Here is a 15,017-nt window from a genome sequence, read left to right as displayed (position 1 = left end):
ATTAGTTAAATTAATTTTTCTGATAGTCACTTCTCAAATATTTATAAAATAAAGCTGCAATAATCAGGGCGGTTATTCCCTGACAAAACAGCGCAGCTGGCGACCCTATTCTCTGGGATACAGCACCAATGATTAAACTTCCCAAAGGCAGCATCCCAAAATAAGCCATTGCTATATAACTCATTACCCTGCCTCTCATTTGAGGATCTGAATCAACTTGTATCACCGTCAAACAGACTGTGGTCAGAGACATCATTGCAAATCCGGACAAAGTTGCAAACAGCATGGCCAGAGGAAAATAACTGAGCTGGGAAAAAATCATCAGACTCACCCCAAGAATCAGCGTGTTAACTAGTAAAATAACCCTCAGGTTAGTTCCAGGCTTTAAAGAAGCGAGGAATATAGAATTCGCTACTGCACCTATCCCTATAAAACTATTGATATAGCCATAAGTAGCAGCATCTCCTTTAAAGATTACTTTAGCGAATACTGGCAGCAGCGTATTGTAGGGCAATACCAAAAGGCTTGTTAAACCAAGAATCAACAACATAATACGGATAGAAGCCGTATTTTTTAAGTAGGCAAAACCTTCACTAAGCTCAGACTTGATTTTCTTTTTGACAAGCACAGGCACATAAGCCGGTAGTTTCATCAATAACAAAGAAGCGATGACCGCAATAAAGCTCACTGCATTTAAAAGAAAACACATACCTGCCCCAAACTTTACCAGGATAATACCTGATAAAGCAGGGCCAACTAACCTGGCCAGGTTTACCATCGAGGAATTAAGCGCAAGCGCATTCGGCAAATCTGCTTTATCTGTTACCATTTCATGAATCAGCGGTTGCCTGGCCGGTACGTCAAAAGCATTGATTACACCAAGCACTCCGCTTAAGGTGAGTATTTCCCAGGCCGTATAATGGTTTGTAAAAATCAGTATGCTCAGTAAAACGGCCTGTACCATCGAGGCAATCTGTGTAATCAGTAATACTTTATACCGGTTGTACCGGTCTGATGCGATCCCGCCAAGCAGAGAGAAAAGAAAGGAAGGAAACTGAGAGACAAACACGGTAAGTCCCAGCATAAAAGCAGAATGTGTCATCGTATAAACTACCCAGCTTACTCCTGTACGCTGCATCCAGGTACCAATCTGAGACACAGACTGACCAGTAAAAAACAACCTGTAATTACGGTTGTTAAACGCACGGAAGGTACTCGTTAATTGCGCAGTTTTCATATAGCTTACATTAAGCGTTTCGACATTATTTGTTTATTTGTCGAAACAGGTGCAAATTTTTTTACTTCTTTAATCCATGAATAACCAGGCGGGAAAGCGCATTTACCGCAGCTTCAATCCTGCTAAAATCATTGTCAAGTACCATTTCTCTTTTTAATCCATGCAAACCGCTCAGCAATACAAAAATCAAATCATCCCGATCTTTAGCGTCTATACTGCGTAATTCTCCTGTTTCTATACCATGGTCAAGAATCTGACCCAGCATTTTATTTTCTCTTTCTACCACGCGTTTATGAATTGCATGTTTGGCCTTATTGAAATTAGACATTTCATTAGCATCCATACCGACATCCAGGGCACTGTAAAGCGCCCTTCTCTTTTCTAAAAGTTGTAATCTGGTTAAGTAAAAAGCATTTATTTTTTGTTCCGCAGAAGATCGCTGAGCGACTGCACGGGAAACTTCTTCCAGGTTTTCCCTGATTTCATTGTCCATTACCGCATCCAGTATTTCTTCCTTATTCTTATAATAGTAGTACAGAGAGCTTCTTCCCTTACCAATGGCCTTAGCCACATCATCCATCGTTACTTTTTGGAGCCCATGCGCCTGAAATAACTGTTGAGCAGCTTGCAAGATCTGTTTTTGGATAGCATCATCTTTTATAGGCACGGTAGCAGACATGGAAATGTGTTTAATTACACGACAAATATAAAAACTTTTGACATTTAAACAAAATATGTCGAAAAATCAATTCAATTAATGAGGGGAGATCTTTTAGCGCTCATACCGCTCAAAGATCTCCCCTCATTAATTGGTTAAAAACCTTTACTTGATTGGCTTAATCCAATAACTATTAACCTGATCCGCAAAAGGGACACGGTATTTCTTTAACGGGCTTGAACCCCAGCTATCAATTCCCTGTACACCGGATTGCTGTGCATCCATATGGATATAAATGCTGCTTCTTGCTGTTAATTCACCAGAATGATATTGTTTCTTATCCTGTTCAGGATCCAGATCGTCCAGGCTGTAAGGTAAAGCCGAGAAGCTTAACAGGTTATTCTCATAAACAAACTGTAATCCTTTTCCTTGCTGATTGGTGAAATTTACCCAACGCACATCTGTTTTATTACCACTTTCCTGCGGCCGTGCATAAGCAAAATACTGATCTTTCGTTTTTTGTTTATACAGACCAACCAGAGAAGCAGTTTTTCTATCCCAATAGTTTTCCCACGGGCCTCTTCCATAAAACTCAATGTTATCATAGGCTTTCTTCATTTCCAGATCAGTCCCTGCTCTGAGCAGTAAAGGATACTTTCCTTTAACCGCTTTCAAATGGTTATCCACTTTTAAAGTACCGTCAGCGAAAACAGTAATTGCAGATTCTTGTATAGCTTCTCCGTCCAGCAGCTCTTTTTTAAAGTTCATCGTATAACTGCCATCCGGGTTTTGCACCAGATCTGAAGCAATTAATTTTGCCGTTTGATAAGCATTCCGCCACTTACGCAGGTTTTTATTGAATCCGGCACCGATATCATTATCTGTAGGTGCTCTCCAGTAAGCTGGTACAGGCCCATTTTCCAATACCTGTTCATTGTGCTGAAAATAACTTTTCAACACTCCTGCTTTCACATCAAATTCCACTTTAAAATCTTTACCTGCAACGGTATACAGCGTTTCAGTTTTATTGATTTGCAAAGTACCTTTAACCGGCTGTACAGAAGCAGGTTCTATTTTGTTTAAGGCAAACTGCTCATAAGCTACTTCATAACCTTTTTCTAAAAATGGTTCTGCTTCTTTCAATACATAATGTACATTCAGAAAGTATTCTTTACCAGCTTGCTGTTTAAATTTAACAGGCAAAGTCACTGTGATTTCTGCACGCGGCTCCACTGCAAGGTTTATTACTGTCCCTTTATCAATAACTTTTCCATTTGCTATCACCTCCCAATTTAACTGCGTATCGTTTATATTTCTGAAAAAATAGCTATTGTTAACTTTAACCTGGTTATTACCCAAATAAGTCGTTTTAATAAACTGGTGCGTCTTTTTTACCTGCACAGCCATTGGCGTTAATCCTCTGTAAGCCGTAACCACACCTTTAACACAGAAATTATTATCACTGAAATTCTCGTTCACTGGCCCCTCCAAAGGAAAATCGCCACCATAAGCCAGAATACGTTTCCCGTTTTTAACCGTATCTAATCCCTGGTCAATCCACTCCCATATAAATCCTCCCTGCAATTTTGGATGATGCTCAATGGCATTCCAATATTCATCATAATTCCCTAAGCTGTTCCCCATAATATGGGCAAATTCACTCATGATCAACGGACGCATCTCTTTACTTTCCGAATACTCAATTAACCATTCCGGATCCGGATATTGTGGTACAATCATATCGGTATTAAAGTCTTCTTCTGCCCGTTCATATTGTACCGGACGCGTCGTGTCTGTGCTTTTAAGCCAGTTATAACCTTCATACATATTGATTCCGTTCCCTGCTTCATTGCCGAGTGACCAGGTCACTACCGAAGGATAGTTTTTATCTCTTTCATACATCCTGCGTATCCGTTCAAAATGCGCATTACGCCAGGTCTTGTCATTCGCAAAAGTAACCGACAGATCGTATCCACGGCCGTGAGACTCAATATTTGCTTCATCAACCACATATAAACCGTATTCATCACAAAGCTCCATCCAGTATGGATCTGGAGGATAATGAGAATGACGGACTGCATTGATATTGAGCTTTTTCATCATTTCCATATCTTTGCGCATATCCGCATGCGTTAAAGTATGGCCTTGTTTAGCATTGTGTTCATGCCGGTTCACCCCTTTGATAAATACACGTTTACCATTTACCAGGAAATCACTGCCTTTAATTTCTACACTGCGGAAACCTACACGCTGTGGAATTACTTCTATGACCGCCCCTTTACTGTTCTTAAGGATGATATTCAAAGTATACAGATAAGGGATTTCAGCAGACCACTGCTTAACTAAAGGGATCTCTTTCTTAAAATTCAGTTGTTGATGGTAATTACCCAATACAGTTTGCTGTTCAGCGTTATCTTTCCAGATTGACTTTCCAGTTGCATCATTTAATTCCAATGCGACAGAGAAAGTATCCGGTTTGCTGTGATTTGTCCGCTGATCCATCCTGTAATTATCTATATTAAGCTGTACATCCAGCAGACCGTCTTTATAATCCTTTGTCAGATTACCATTTACCCTGAAATCGCGGATATCCAATCGAGGTGTCGAATATAAATAGACATCCCGTTCGATACCAGAAATACGCCACATATCCTGGCATTCCAGGTAACTTCCATCACTCCATCTGTATACTTCCAAAGCAATCAGGTTTTTTCCTGGTTTCACATATTTGGTCAGGTCAAATTCAGCAGCAAGCTTACTATCTTCACTATACCCAACCTTTTTACCATTTACCCAAATGTAAAAGGCCGATTTTACAGCGCCTAAATGAATGAATATCTGGCGGCCGTCCCAGTTTGCAGGCACTTCAATTGTTTTACGGTAAGAGCCTACCGGATTGTTATCAACCGGAATATCAAAAGGAGGATTTAAGCGTGCGCCTCTTTTGGTCTGCCCAGCAAATTCATAGGGCTGATTGACATAAACCGGTAACCCGTAACCATTGGTTTCCCAGTTGGCAGGAACTTTAAAGTCCTTCCATCCAGCATCGTTATAATCTGTTTTATAAAAGTCCAAAGGACGTTTTGCAGGGTCTTGCACCCAGTTAAATTTCCATGTTCCGTTCAGGGACATGAAATAGGCAGAGTTTTCTTTTTGCCTTTTAGCAGCCAGCGCCTTATTTTCATAAGCATAGGCTTCTGCGCGCATAGGCATCCGGTTAACGGACACGATATCGGGCGTTTGCAGCTCTGTTGGAATCAATTGCGCTTTGACAGTGAACGTACCTGAAAGCAAAACGATCATTCCCAGAAGCGTTGATTGGAGTGAAGATTTCATTGGTGTGTTTAATTATTTTTAAAGTTCCATGCGGGCACATCCGATGGGCGATGTGATTGGCGGGTTATTTCTTGTAGTTGTTTAATCATCAGCGGTTGCGTTGCAGCAAGATCCTTGCTTTCCTGAGGGTCCGTTTCCAGGTTGTAGAGTTCCCATTTTGAAGACTCCGTATCCGCTTTATTTCTGACTCCTTTCCATTTCCCTTTTCTTACAGCCTGCCTTCCGCCATCTTCATGAAATTCCCAATACAAGAATTCATGTTGCTTTTGCCGGCCTCTGGAAAGCAGCGTCGGTAAAATAGAAATTCCATCTACCGCAGCAGGAACGGGTTGTTTAATCAGTTCAGCGAAAGTAGGCAGGAAGTCCCAGAATGCACCTGTTTGCCGGGTACGTTTACCTTTTTGGATTTTCCCCGGCCAGTAAGCGATCATCGGCTCGCGGATTCCCCCTTCGTAAAGCGATCTTTTGATTCCTTTAAAACCACCACTACTATTGAAAAATCCAGGATCATTCCCTCCTTCCCGATGGGGCCCGTTATCGCTGGTGAAAACGATCAGGGTATTCTTGTCTAATCCAAGGGTTTTTAATTTCGCTACAACTTGTCCTACATAAGTATCGAGTGTGGTCACCATAGCCGCATAAGCTGCATGCGGATAAGCTTGTGGTTGATAACCGTTACCGTCCCATTCTTTTTTTATCGCCCGTGGCTGTTCATTAAATTCTTTTTTATAGTCCTCAAATGCCTTGTTTCCGGCTGGTAATTGCAACCCGGCATGTGGCAAAGTATAAGATAGATACAGAAAAAATGGTTGCGCCTTGTTAGCTGCTATAAAGTTTAAAGCTTGCTTTTGAATGAGTTCAGGAGCATATGCTTTCAGTTTTGTAAAATCGTTATCCAGGCTGACTTTTGTCCTGTTATCCCATAAATGCTCCGGAAAATAGTTATGGGATTGACGCTGACAGTTGTAACCAAAAAACTGATCGAATCCCTGGTTTAACGGATCGCCGGATGAACCGACAAATCCTAATCCCCATTTACCAAAATCGCCTGTAGCATAACCTGCTTTTTTGAATATTTTAGCCAGTGTAATTGTTGAATCAGGTAATGGCCGCTGCCCTTCTGGTTCAATTTCATAATTACCGCGGATAGGTGTATGCCCGGTATGCTGGCCAGTCATTAAAGCAGAACGCGAGGGCGCACACACAGAAGTACCTGCATAAAATTGCGTAAATAACATGCCGTTCTCTGCGAGTTTATCAATGTTTGGCGTCCGGATAAGTTTCTGCCCATAAGCCCCCAAATCACCATAGCCCATATCATCGGCCAGGATAAAAACCACATTAGGTTTTTCCTGTGCTTTCAGGGTAGTCAGGAATGTCAGGCTTAAACAGACAAGCGCAGCTAATTTCTTCATATTTAATACCCGGTATTTTGTTTCAATACTCCTTTTGCAAGGTCAATTTGTGATTGAGGAATTGGCATCAGGTATAATTTATCATTCCATATCCGCTGTTGTGCCTGGCTATTTTTAATATTATTGATTGTAGTCATCACCTGTGGTGCAATTTTCCAGCGGCGGATATCCATATAACGTTGCCCTTCTAAAGCCAGCTCTACTCTGCGTTCATTACGGATCAATGTTCTTAAAGCGTTCTGATCTGCATATTTTGTACGGTCCACTACTGGCATTCCTGAACGGGTACGAATGGCATCCAATGCGTCATAAACCGAACCATCAGGCCCGCTCACTTCATTTTTAGCTTCCGCATAAGTTAATAAAACTTCCGCATAGCGGATCAGGATTACGTTTGAATAGTTATCAACCTGTTCCCTTAAGATAGAGGGATCTATCATTTTGCGGAAATTATAACCTGTCTGAGACATGTTAGCAGCGCCCTCCACCCATTTAAACTGATAATTATCTTCTACCGCATACCAGGGGGCATTTTCGAACAAAATACTCGCATAAAAGCGTGGGTCACGATTTTTATATTCATTGGCAAGCGCCGGATCTTTAGCTAAATAAAGCGCCGCACGTTTTGCCGGATCTGCCGGAGCTACCGCATCTCCAGTTTTATAGCTTGCGTAGCTGTCTACCAGTGATTGTGTAGGCGTTACCGAACTCCAGCCACCTATTGTACCCGGAGGCAATAAAGTATTCAGCGGGTTCACATCAATTTGCTTGATATGCTGCTGATCAAGGATAACTTCGGCATTTCCGTTATTTTTCTGATAGAAAAGCGCTTCGTAACTGCTTAGCCCTAAACGGAATTTACGCTCATCGGCTGCATCTGTGAAATTTACCAGATCCGTGTATTTATCATTTGCCTGAAGCGGATCGGCCGTCGTTACTTTAAACAGGCTATACCCTAATCCCATCACCTGGCTCGCTGCATCGGCTGCTTGCTGCCACTGCCCATCATATAGATAAGCTCTGGCTTTTAAGGCTAATGCTGCACCTTTTGTAATTCTCCCTTTCTCATTTGGTTTACCACCTGCATAAGCTTGAGGCAGGACTTTTGAAACAGCATCCAGTTCGTCCAATACGAATTTTAAAACTTCGGCTTTTGGGGTTTGTGCAATATTCTCATCCCCTATGGCTACCACATTTTTGATTAATGGAACTGCACCAAATCTGCTGAGCAGGTTGAAATAAGAGAAAGCTCTCATAAAACGCACTTCTGCTTTATACCGGTCTAACAAGGCTTTATCAATCGCAGTTACTTTATCGGCATTATCCAGAAAATAATTTGCTCTGCGGATACCTGTATAATCCCACCCTGCTAATTCTGGTGTTATCGTAGAAGTAATCGCTCCTGAAGAAGCGTCAGTAGCAAAACTTTCCCATGGATACTGCGCATGGGCATTGTCAGACGCACCATCGGCGTATAAAGTACCAAAAGCACCGTCTGCACCGGGAAGTTTGGCATAAACACCCATCACGACCTGGTAAACATCATTTTCATTTTTCCAGAACGTAAGTTCAGAAAGTTGCTGCGGGGGTCTTTCTAAAAAGTCTTTTTTACAGGAAGTAAATGCAAAAGCTGCCAATAAGCCTGTAAGTATATATTTGGATGATCTTTTCATTGCTTTAATTTTTTTATGATTAGAAACTTGCATTTAAACCTAGTGACCATGTTTTTATACCAGGGTAGCCACCACGGCCAGAACCTGATTCAGGATCATAATCAGCCAGACGTTTATCTGCCATAATCGTAAATGGATTACTGCTTGTACCGTAAAATCTCAGTCTTGACATGCCGAATTTTTTACTCACCTGCTGTGGAATGGTATAACCTAAAGTGATTCCACGGACCCTGAAATAAGAACCGCTGAATAACCAGAAAGAAGAGGTTGGTGTATAATTTTGTCCACCTGCTGCGGTAGTCAGGATACGTGGAAAGTCTGCGTTTGGATCAGGATTAGCTGTAGTCCAGCGGTTTTTCCATTGTTCTTTGACACCTGCTCCATTAAAAAATGGATAAGCTGCTTCTTCTGACAGGTACGTTTTCACATTGGCCACACCATAGGTAAGTACGCTGAAATCAAAACCTTTATAGCTTGCACTGATATTAAAGCCGTAATTGAACCACGGAACATCCGTCCCTAAAACTTTACGATCCAGCGCATCAATTTTACCATCGCCATTCAGGTCTTTGTATTTAATATCACCGGGGCCGGTTGCTGCGGATTGAAAAGCATGATTTTTTACGTCTGCGGCATTTGTAAAAAGACCGTCGGCCTCATAGCCATAAAATGAGCCGATAGACTCTCCTACTCTCTGAATATATCTGCCATCAAAGTTGTCTCTGCTGTCTGATAATCCTGTAATTTTATTTTTAATGATAGAGAAGTTTGCACCGATACTATAACTGAAATCGTTGCCTATTTTGTTGTTATGCGTCAACCCTAATTCAAATCCTTTATTTTGGGTGGAAGCTGCATTGACTAAAGGCAATCCGCTGGTCTTTGCATCGGTCGTATTGGTATTTACCCCAATTGTTTCGAGTGTCGAAACTCTTAATAGCAGATCTTTGGTGTCTTTGATATAATAATCTGCGGTAATATCCAATTTGCCTTTAAACAAACTCAGGTCTAAACCAAAATTCGTCATGTATACGCTTTCCCATGAAGTCAGCAGGTTAGGTATCCTGTTTTGCCATACACCTCCTTGTGGTGTTCCTTCAAAACTGTAAGCATAACCGTTATTTAACAGGTTAGAATAGTTACCAATGGTTACTGGGTTTTCATTTCCTAAAGAGCCGTAAGAGCCACGCAATTTCAGGTTAGTTATCCAGCCGATGTTCTTCATAAAATCTTCCTTCGAAACTATCCATCCCGCAGAAAAAGAAGGAAATACTGCTCTGCGCACACTGCTTTCGAAACGGGAAGAGTAATCTATACGCACATTGGCTTCCAGTAAATATTTGTCATTAAAAGCATAGTTGAAACGGCCGAACAGCGAACGTATTGCCCATTGTTGTTCTGCTGATGTATTGGCCTGTCCGTCATCATCCGTATTGATATCTTCGGCATTCGATGAACCGCTGCCTACTGTAGTTAAATCATTGTTAGGGAAGTTTTTTCTGCCCAGAAAGGCTGTTCTGTAAGTATTACTTTCCTGACTTGCGCCAACTGTTAATTTACCAAAATGTTTACCAAAGGTACGCTCGTAATCTGCTGTTCCCTGTACCAGGGTTTCTCTTCTTTTACGGTAATATTCCTTCATGTTATTCACTGTCATTGCAGTAGAAGCAATAGGTGCCCCGGTCAGGAAGTTGTTGATCGGATCCAGTGTGCTGGTAAATGCCCAGGAGTTTCCATCTGTAAATTTAAACGAAGCTAGTCCGTTGATCGTCAGGCCCGGCAAAGGAGTTAAAACAACATTTCCTGCCGTTTGCAGATAATTATCTTTATCCCAGGCACTGCCGCCGTCTTCGATCATACGCATCTGGTTACGTTTCGCCGTTTGTGAGTTGACCACTCCATTGTCCATAGATCCCCAGTCTCCGTTACTTTGACGCAGTACTGAAGTTGGCAAAGAGCGGTTTAATTCTGTCCAGTTCAGGTCTCCTTTACGATCAAAATTCTGATTGGTGAAGGATAGGTTTGTACCGAACTTTAAAATATTCGGGACGATAATACTTTCTGTATTCAATTTACCACCAACACGGCTTTGTTTTTTACCGGGGATTAAAGAGGCTTGTGTCAGATAATTCAAGCCTAGATAACTGCTGGTCACTTTACCCGGCGAATTCACATTCAGACTGATATTACTTTGTGGTGCGCTTTGACGCAATACTTCTTTATACCAGTTTGTATTTGGATATAAATCTGGCTGAGAGCCGTCCTGATAAGCTTGAAGCTGCGCAGCTGTAAATATTGGTTTTCCACCGGCATTGGTTAGCGCTTCGTTGTAGAGATTAGCGTAATCAAACGAGCCTGCATATTTTGGTAAACGTGTGGCAGTTTGCCAGCCGTAATCTGCATTCAGTTCTACCAGGGTTCTATCTCCGCCACCGCGTTTGGTCGTGACCATAATTACTCCATTTGCAGCTCTGGAACCATATAAAGAGGCTGATGAAGCATCTTTTAAAACAGAAATACTGGAAATATCATTTGAATTGATGGCACTTAGCTCTGCTGCCGTCGCCGGAATTCCGTCGATTACATACATCGGTTCACTGGCAGAACTCAAACTCGCTCTTCCCCTGATGGAAATTGTACCTGTACTGCTTGAAGTACCGTCAGTTTTACGGCCCACATCGCCAGGACGTTGCAAAATGGTCAAACCCGGAGAAACTCCTTGTAAAGCATTCTGTAAGGAACTCACAGGCCTGTCTTTCAATTGTTTTGCACTCACTGTAGCAATAGCACCTGTTAAACTGCTTTTCTTCTGTGTACCATAAGCAACCACAACTACTTCGTCCAGATTACTTGCTTGTACGGCCAGTTTAATTGTTAACGGGCTTCCCGGTCCGGCACTGATTTCCTGAGTGATATAGCCTAAATAAGAGACTACAAGAATTGCTTTTTCATCTACGTTAGCTAGTTTAAATTGGCCATCACTATCCGTGATTCCGCCTTGTATTGTACCTTTGACTTTAACAGTTGCGCCAGGAATACCCATTCCTTTTTCGTCTACAACCTTACCGGTTACATTGATATTTGCTTTAACGGCCGAAGGGGTGGTTACTTTTTTTTCCTGTACAACTATTGTTTTTGCTGCAATGGTATATTCAAGAGACTGATTGGCAAAAACTTGCAGCAATGCATCTTCCAGACTTGCTTCTTTGACTTCTATATTGACTGGTTTGGCCAGTTTCAGGTCTTTTCTGATAAAAAAGATATCATATCCGCTCTGACTTTTGATTTCATTGAGAATTTTTTCCAGCGGTGCATTTTTACGGGACAGCGTAATACGGCCTTGTGCAAAGGCCATTGCATTAAACTGTAGCACAGCCGTGAGCATTAAAATCATCGTAAACTTCGTAACACGAAGAATTTTCTGATTCCTACAGGATTTCCCGTATGAATCAGGGGCTAGGTTTTCATACATTGATTTGGTTGTGTTTAGACGATTACCTGCTGTTGAGGCCAGGTAATCTGGTTAAGTTGATTTTTGTTTGGTGTGTTTGGCAGCGTTGGTGTGCTGGATGTTGTTGGTGTGTTTAGTATTGGAAGTAAAAGTTATGACATCAGTATAATCCTCCTTCCTTCTATTTTGAATTTCACTTTTCGGGTTAATTCAAGAATCTGGATCACTTCTGACAGGCTTTTTGATCTTGAAATTGTCCCACCAAAAGATATATTATCAAATTTCCCCTGGTAAGAAATGTCTACGTTGTACCACCTGCTGAGTTTGCGCATAGAGACTTCAAGGTCTTCATCGGCAAAGGTGAAATAGCCATTTTTCCACGCTACTGCATTTTCAATGTCTACCTTTTCTACCTGAAATGAAGCCTGGGTTAAGGTGGATTGTTCTCCGGGGATTAGCAGTTTTGAATTACCTTGCTTTTGCTGAACAGAATTGGAAACTTTAACGCTGCCTTCTAAAAGTGTCGTTTTTGTAGCCTGTTCTTCTTTATAAGCATTGACATTAAAATGAGTGCCCAGCACCTGAACCTGCTGTTTATCGGTTATTACTGTAAATGGTCTTTTCTTATCTTTTGATACTTCGAAATAACCTTCACCTGTCAATTCAACCTTACGTTGATGAGCTGCAAATTGTGCTGGATATTTAAGGGAAGAAGCGGCATTGAGCCAAACTTTTGTTCCATCGGGCAGATTGATTTGATATTGTCCGCCTACAGGGGTTTCTATCGTATTAAATTGAGTGGTCTGGTTTGCAGCGGAAACAACCGATGATTTTTTAATCGTATAAACTAATTGTCCATCAGCGGTTTTGGTAATCGCTATACCAGATTGCTCCGCAATTTCTCCATTTGAGGTATCTGTTAAACTGATCTTCTGACCATTGGCCAGTGTTAACGTTGCTTTATTACCACCGGGCTGAATGATAGAAGCAATCTGTGTGATGGGCTTTTTTTCGGGAGATAAGGATGTGTGAAAAGAAAGGTAGATTAGTATTCCTGAAGTCAGCACCAGGGTTGCTGCTACTGCTAAAATTGAATAAATCCTTATACTGTTTCTTCGCTTTGGAAGACGAAGTTTATCTTTTATCTTTTCATTGATACTTTTTTCAAGATCAATACGGCTGCCCTGCTCTTCCACGGTGAACTCTGTATCATCAAAAGAGTTATACCAGTTATTAAACTTAATTTTCTCTGCTTCTGTGATCGTACCATTACGCCACTTTTCTGCGAGTTTTGATAGTTTGTCTTTGTCCTGATTGGAACTCATGATAAGGGCTGTTTAATAAATAGCCAAATCAATTCATGAAATCCCTTAGTCTATTTTGAAATTAATATAAAAACAGGACTGACTTAGCCATGGATGCGAGGTGCCCGAACCTAAGCCGGATAGTCTTTCTGGCCTTGGCAAGATGTGCTTCTACGGTTTTCTCTGCAATATCCATTTCTTGTGCAATCTGCTTCTGAGAATATCCTTGTTCATGTTTAAGCTTAAAAACCAACAGACATTTTTCAGGTAAAACCTTGATGGTTAAGGCCAGTTGACTTTTCAGTTCATTGAAATCCAGCTGATCTGAGGTAGATTCATCAAACGGGGAACTCAGAACCAATACTTCTTTTTTCACCCTGTTCTCTCTGCTTTTTTTCGCCATCCGGTTGATAACTTCAAACTTCACTGCTACGGAGAAATAATATTGAAATCCTTTCGTCAATTCAAATGTGCTGCGTTTTCTCCACAGGTTACAGAAAATATCCTGTACAATTTCTTCTGCTTCATAAGCGTCATCGATTCTTTGACGGGCAATAACATATAGTCTTTCCCAATATCTTTTATAGAGTTCATTGAATGCTGCTTCATCATCAGCCGCAAGCAAACCAGCCAGTTCATGATCTGAAAGGGTAGCATAGGATTTTGTATTCCTGATGGTAAACATTGAATGCAGCATTTTCTTAAGTTTAGTCTTGGTTCGTATGGGTCAGCTTTTTGGTTTAGGCTTGGAAGAAACGCATCTGAAACCTGTATTTTGAAGTCCTGTATCTGGTGATGTTTTCATTCTTGCAGTCACTCTGTATCCTTTGCAGTAAGATTCATTACATAAGTATGATCCTCCCCTGGTTACTTTTTTAGGAATGGAAGGTTCTTGCGGATCATAACTTTTTATGGGGCCTTTAGGATTCCATGTAATTTGATTACTTATAGTTTGATAGTAATTCACATCATACCAGTCGGCTACCCATTCCCACACATTTCCCGACATGTCGTATAAACCATACTGGTTTGGCGTAAAAGAGGCCACTGGTGCTATCCCACAGAAATGATCCCAATTTGTATTTTTATCAGGAAAGCTTCCCTGCCAGGTATTTGCTTTTGGTTTTCCTTTTTGAACAGGTTCATTTCCCCAGGAATAGATAGCGTCTTTGAGTCCTCCGCGCGCGGCATATTCCCACTCTGCTTCTGTAGGCAGACGTTTACCAGCCCATTTGGCATAGGCCGCCGCATCTTCCCATGCCACTTGTGTGACAGGATAATTTTCTCTTCCTTTAAGCGCAGATGACGGGCCTTCCGGATGTCTCCAATTAGCGCCCGGTGTCCAGCTCCACCACAAACTGGCATTGTTTAATGGAACAGGGTGTGATGGCGGGGTAAAAGTTAATGCTGCCGGAACCAATACATCGTCTGCTGGTTTTGAGGTACCAGCCGGCAGTTGCTTTTTTAGTTCTTCCCAATCTGGTTTACGTTCCGCAACGGTAACATAACCGGTAGCTTTCACAAAAGCTTCAAATTGTGCATTGGTCACTACGGTTTCATCCATCCAGAAGCCACTCAATTTCACTTCGTGGGCTGGGTATTCATCCATCCTGCCTTCATTATCTCTTGCGCCCATCACAAAATTACCAGCAGGAACCCACCTCATTTTATGGCTTACATTTCCTTTTTTAACAATGCTGGTTTTACTTATTTTGCAAGCTACTGGTACACCATAACGCACAGGTAAAGTACTGCTGCAAGAAGTATTGGGCTTATGAGATAGCGTGACGGTGTCCTGTTGCTTTATTTTTTGTTTACAAGCCAGACTAAAAAGTAGCGGCAGCAGGTAAAAAACTCTTTTATTCATTTTCATATCACATCTGCCACAAGAGGTTCATCTATCATCTGCCAAAAAAATTTTCAGGGAAAGGATTGTTTGTTCA

General features: G+C 41.5%; 9 protein-coding genes. All 9 read right to left on the bottom strand.

Features of this window, described 5'->3' with window-relative positions; genetic code table 11:
- Positions 1 to 10: 10 nt before the first annotated feature.
- Entirely contained in the window at positions 11 to 1,237 is a 1,227-nt protein-coding gene (locus HDE70_RS02385) for an MFS transporter (protein WP_183867637.1), read from the bottom strand.
- A 61-nt stretch (positions 1,238 to 1,298) separates the two neighbouring features.
- Complete coding sequence (locus tag HDE70_RS02380) at positions 1,299 to 1,916, bottom strand: TetR/AcrR family transcriptional regulator (protein ID WP_183887831.1); 618 nt, start codon at positions 1,914 to 1,916, stop codon at positions 1,299 to 1,301.
- A gap of 144 nt (positions 1,917 to 2,060) precedes the next feature.
- Positions 2,061 to 5,231, bottom strand: coding sequence for a glycoside hydrolase family 2 TIM barrel-domain containing protein (locus HDE70_RS02375; protein WP_221301999.1), 3,171 nt, complete (start codon positions 5,229 to 5,231; stop codon positions 2,061 to 2,063).
- An 8-nt stretch (positions 5,232 to 5,239) separates the two neighbouring features.
- Complete coding sequence (locus tag HDE70_RS02370) at positions 5,240 to 6,646, bottom strand: arylsulfatase (RefSeq protein WP_183887829.1); 1,407 nt, start codon at positions 6,644 to 6,646, stop codon at positions 5,240 to 5,242.
- Positions 6,647 to 6,648: 2 nt separating this feature from the next.
- The gene (locus HDE70_RS02365; protein ID WP_183867640.1) at positions 6,649 to 8,319 is read right to left on the bottom strand and encodes a RagB/SusD family nutrient uptake outer membrane protein; all 1,671 of its coding nucleotides are present in this window, start codon (positions 8,317 to 8,319) and stop codon (positions 6,649 to 6,651) included.
- A gap of 19 nt (positions 8,320 to 8,338) precedes the next feature.
- The gene (locus tag HDE70_RS02360) at positions 8,339 to 11,791 is read right to left on the bottom strand and encodes a TonB-dependent receptor (RefSeq protein ID WP_183887827.1); all 3,453 of its coding nucleotides are present in this window, start codon (positions 11,789 to 11,791) and stop codon (positions 8,339 to 8,341) included.
- A 131-nt stretch (positions 11,792 to 11,922) separates the two neighbouring features.
- A complete protein-coding gene (locus HDE70_RS02355) occupies positions 11,923 to 13,095 on the bottom strand; it encodes a FecR family protein (RefSeq protein WP_183887825.1) in 1,173 nt (390 codons plus the stop codon).
- A 61-nt stretch (positions 13,096 to 13,156) separates the two neighbouring features.
- On the bottom strand, positions 13,157 to 13,771 hold the full coding sequence (locus HDE70_RS02350; protein ID WP_260159879.1) for an RNA polymerase sigma factor: 615 nt from the start codon (positions 13,769 to 13,771) through the stop codon (positions 13,157 to 13,159).
- A 30-nt stretch (positions 13,772 to 13,801) separates the two neighbouring features.
- The gene (locus HDE70_RS02345) at positions 13,802 to 14,941 is read right to left on the bottom strand and encodes a formylglycine-generating enzyme family protein (RefSeq protein ID WP_260159878.1); all 1,140 of its coding nucleotides are present in this window, start codon (positions 14,939 to 14,941) and stop codon (positions 13,802 to 13,804) included.
- Positions 14,942 to 15,017: the final 76 nt, after the last annotated feature.

This window comes from Pedobacter cryoconitis (assembly GCF_014200595.1).
In the GTDB taxonomy this organism is placed as follows: Bacteria; Bacteroidota; Bacteroidia; order Sphingobacteriales; family Sphingobacteriaceae; genus Pedobacter; species Pedobacter cryoconitis_C.
Note: the sequence above shows the minus strand (reverse complement) of the source record. Positions and strands in the feature narration are given on the sequence as shown.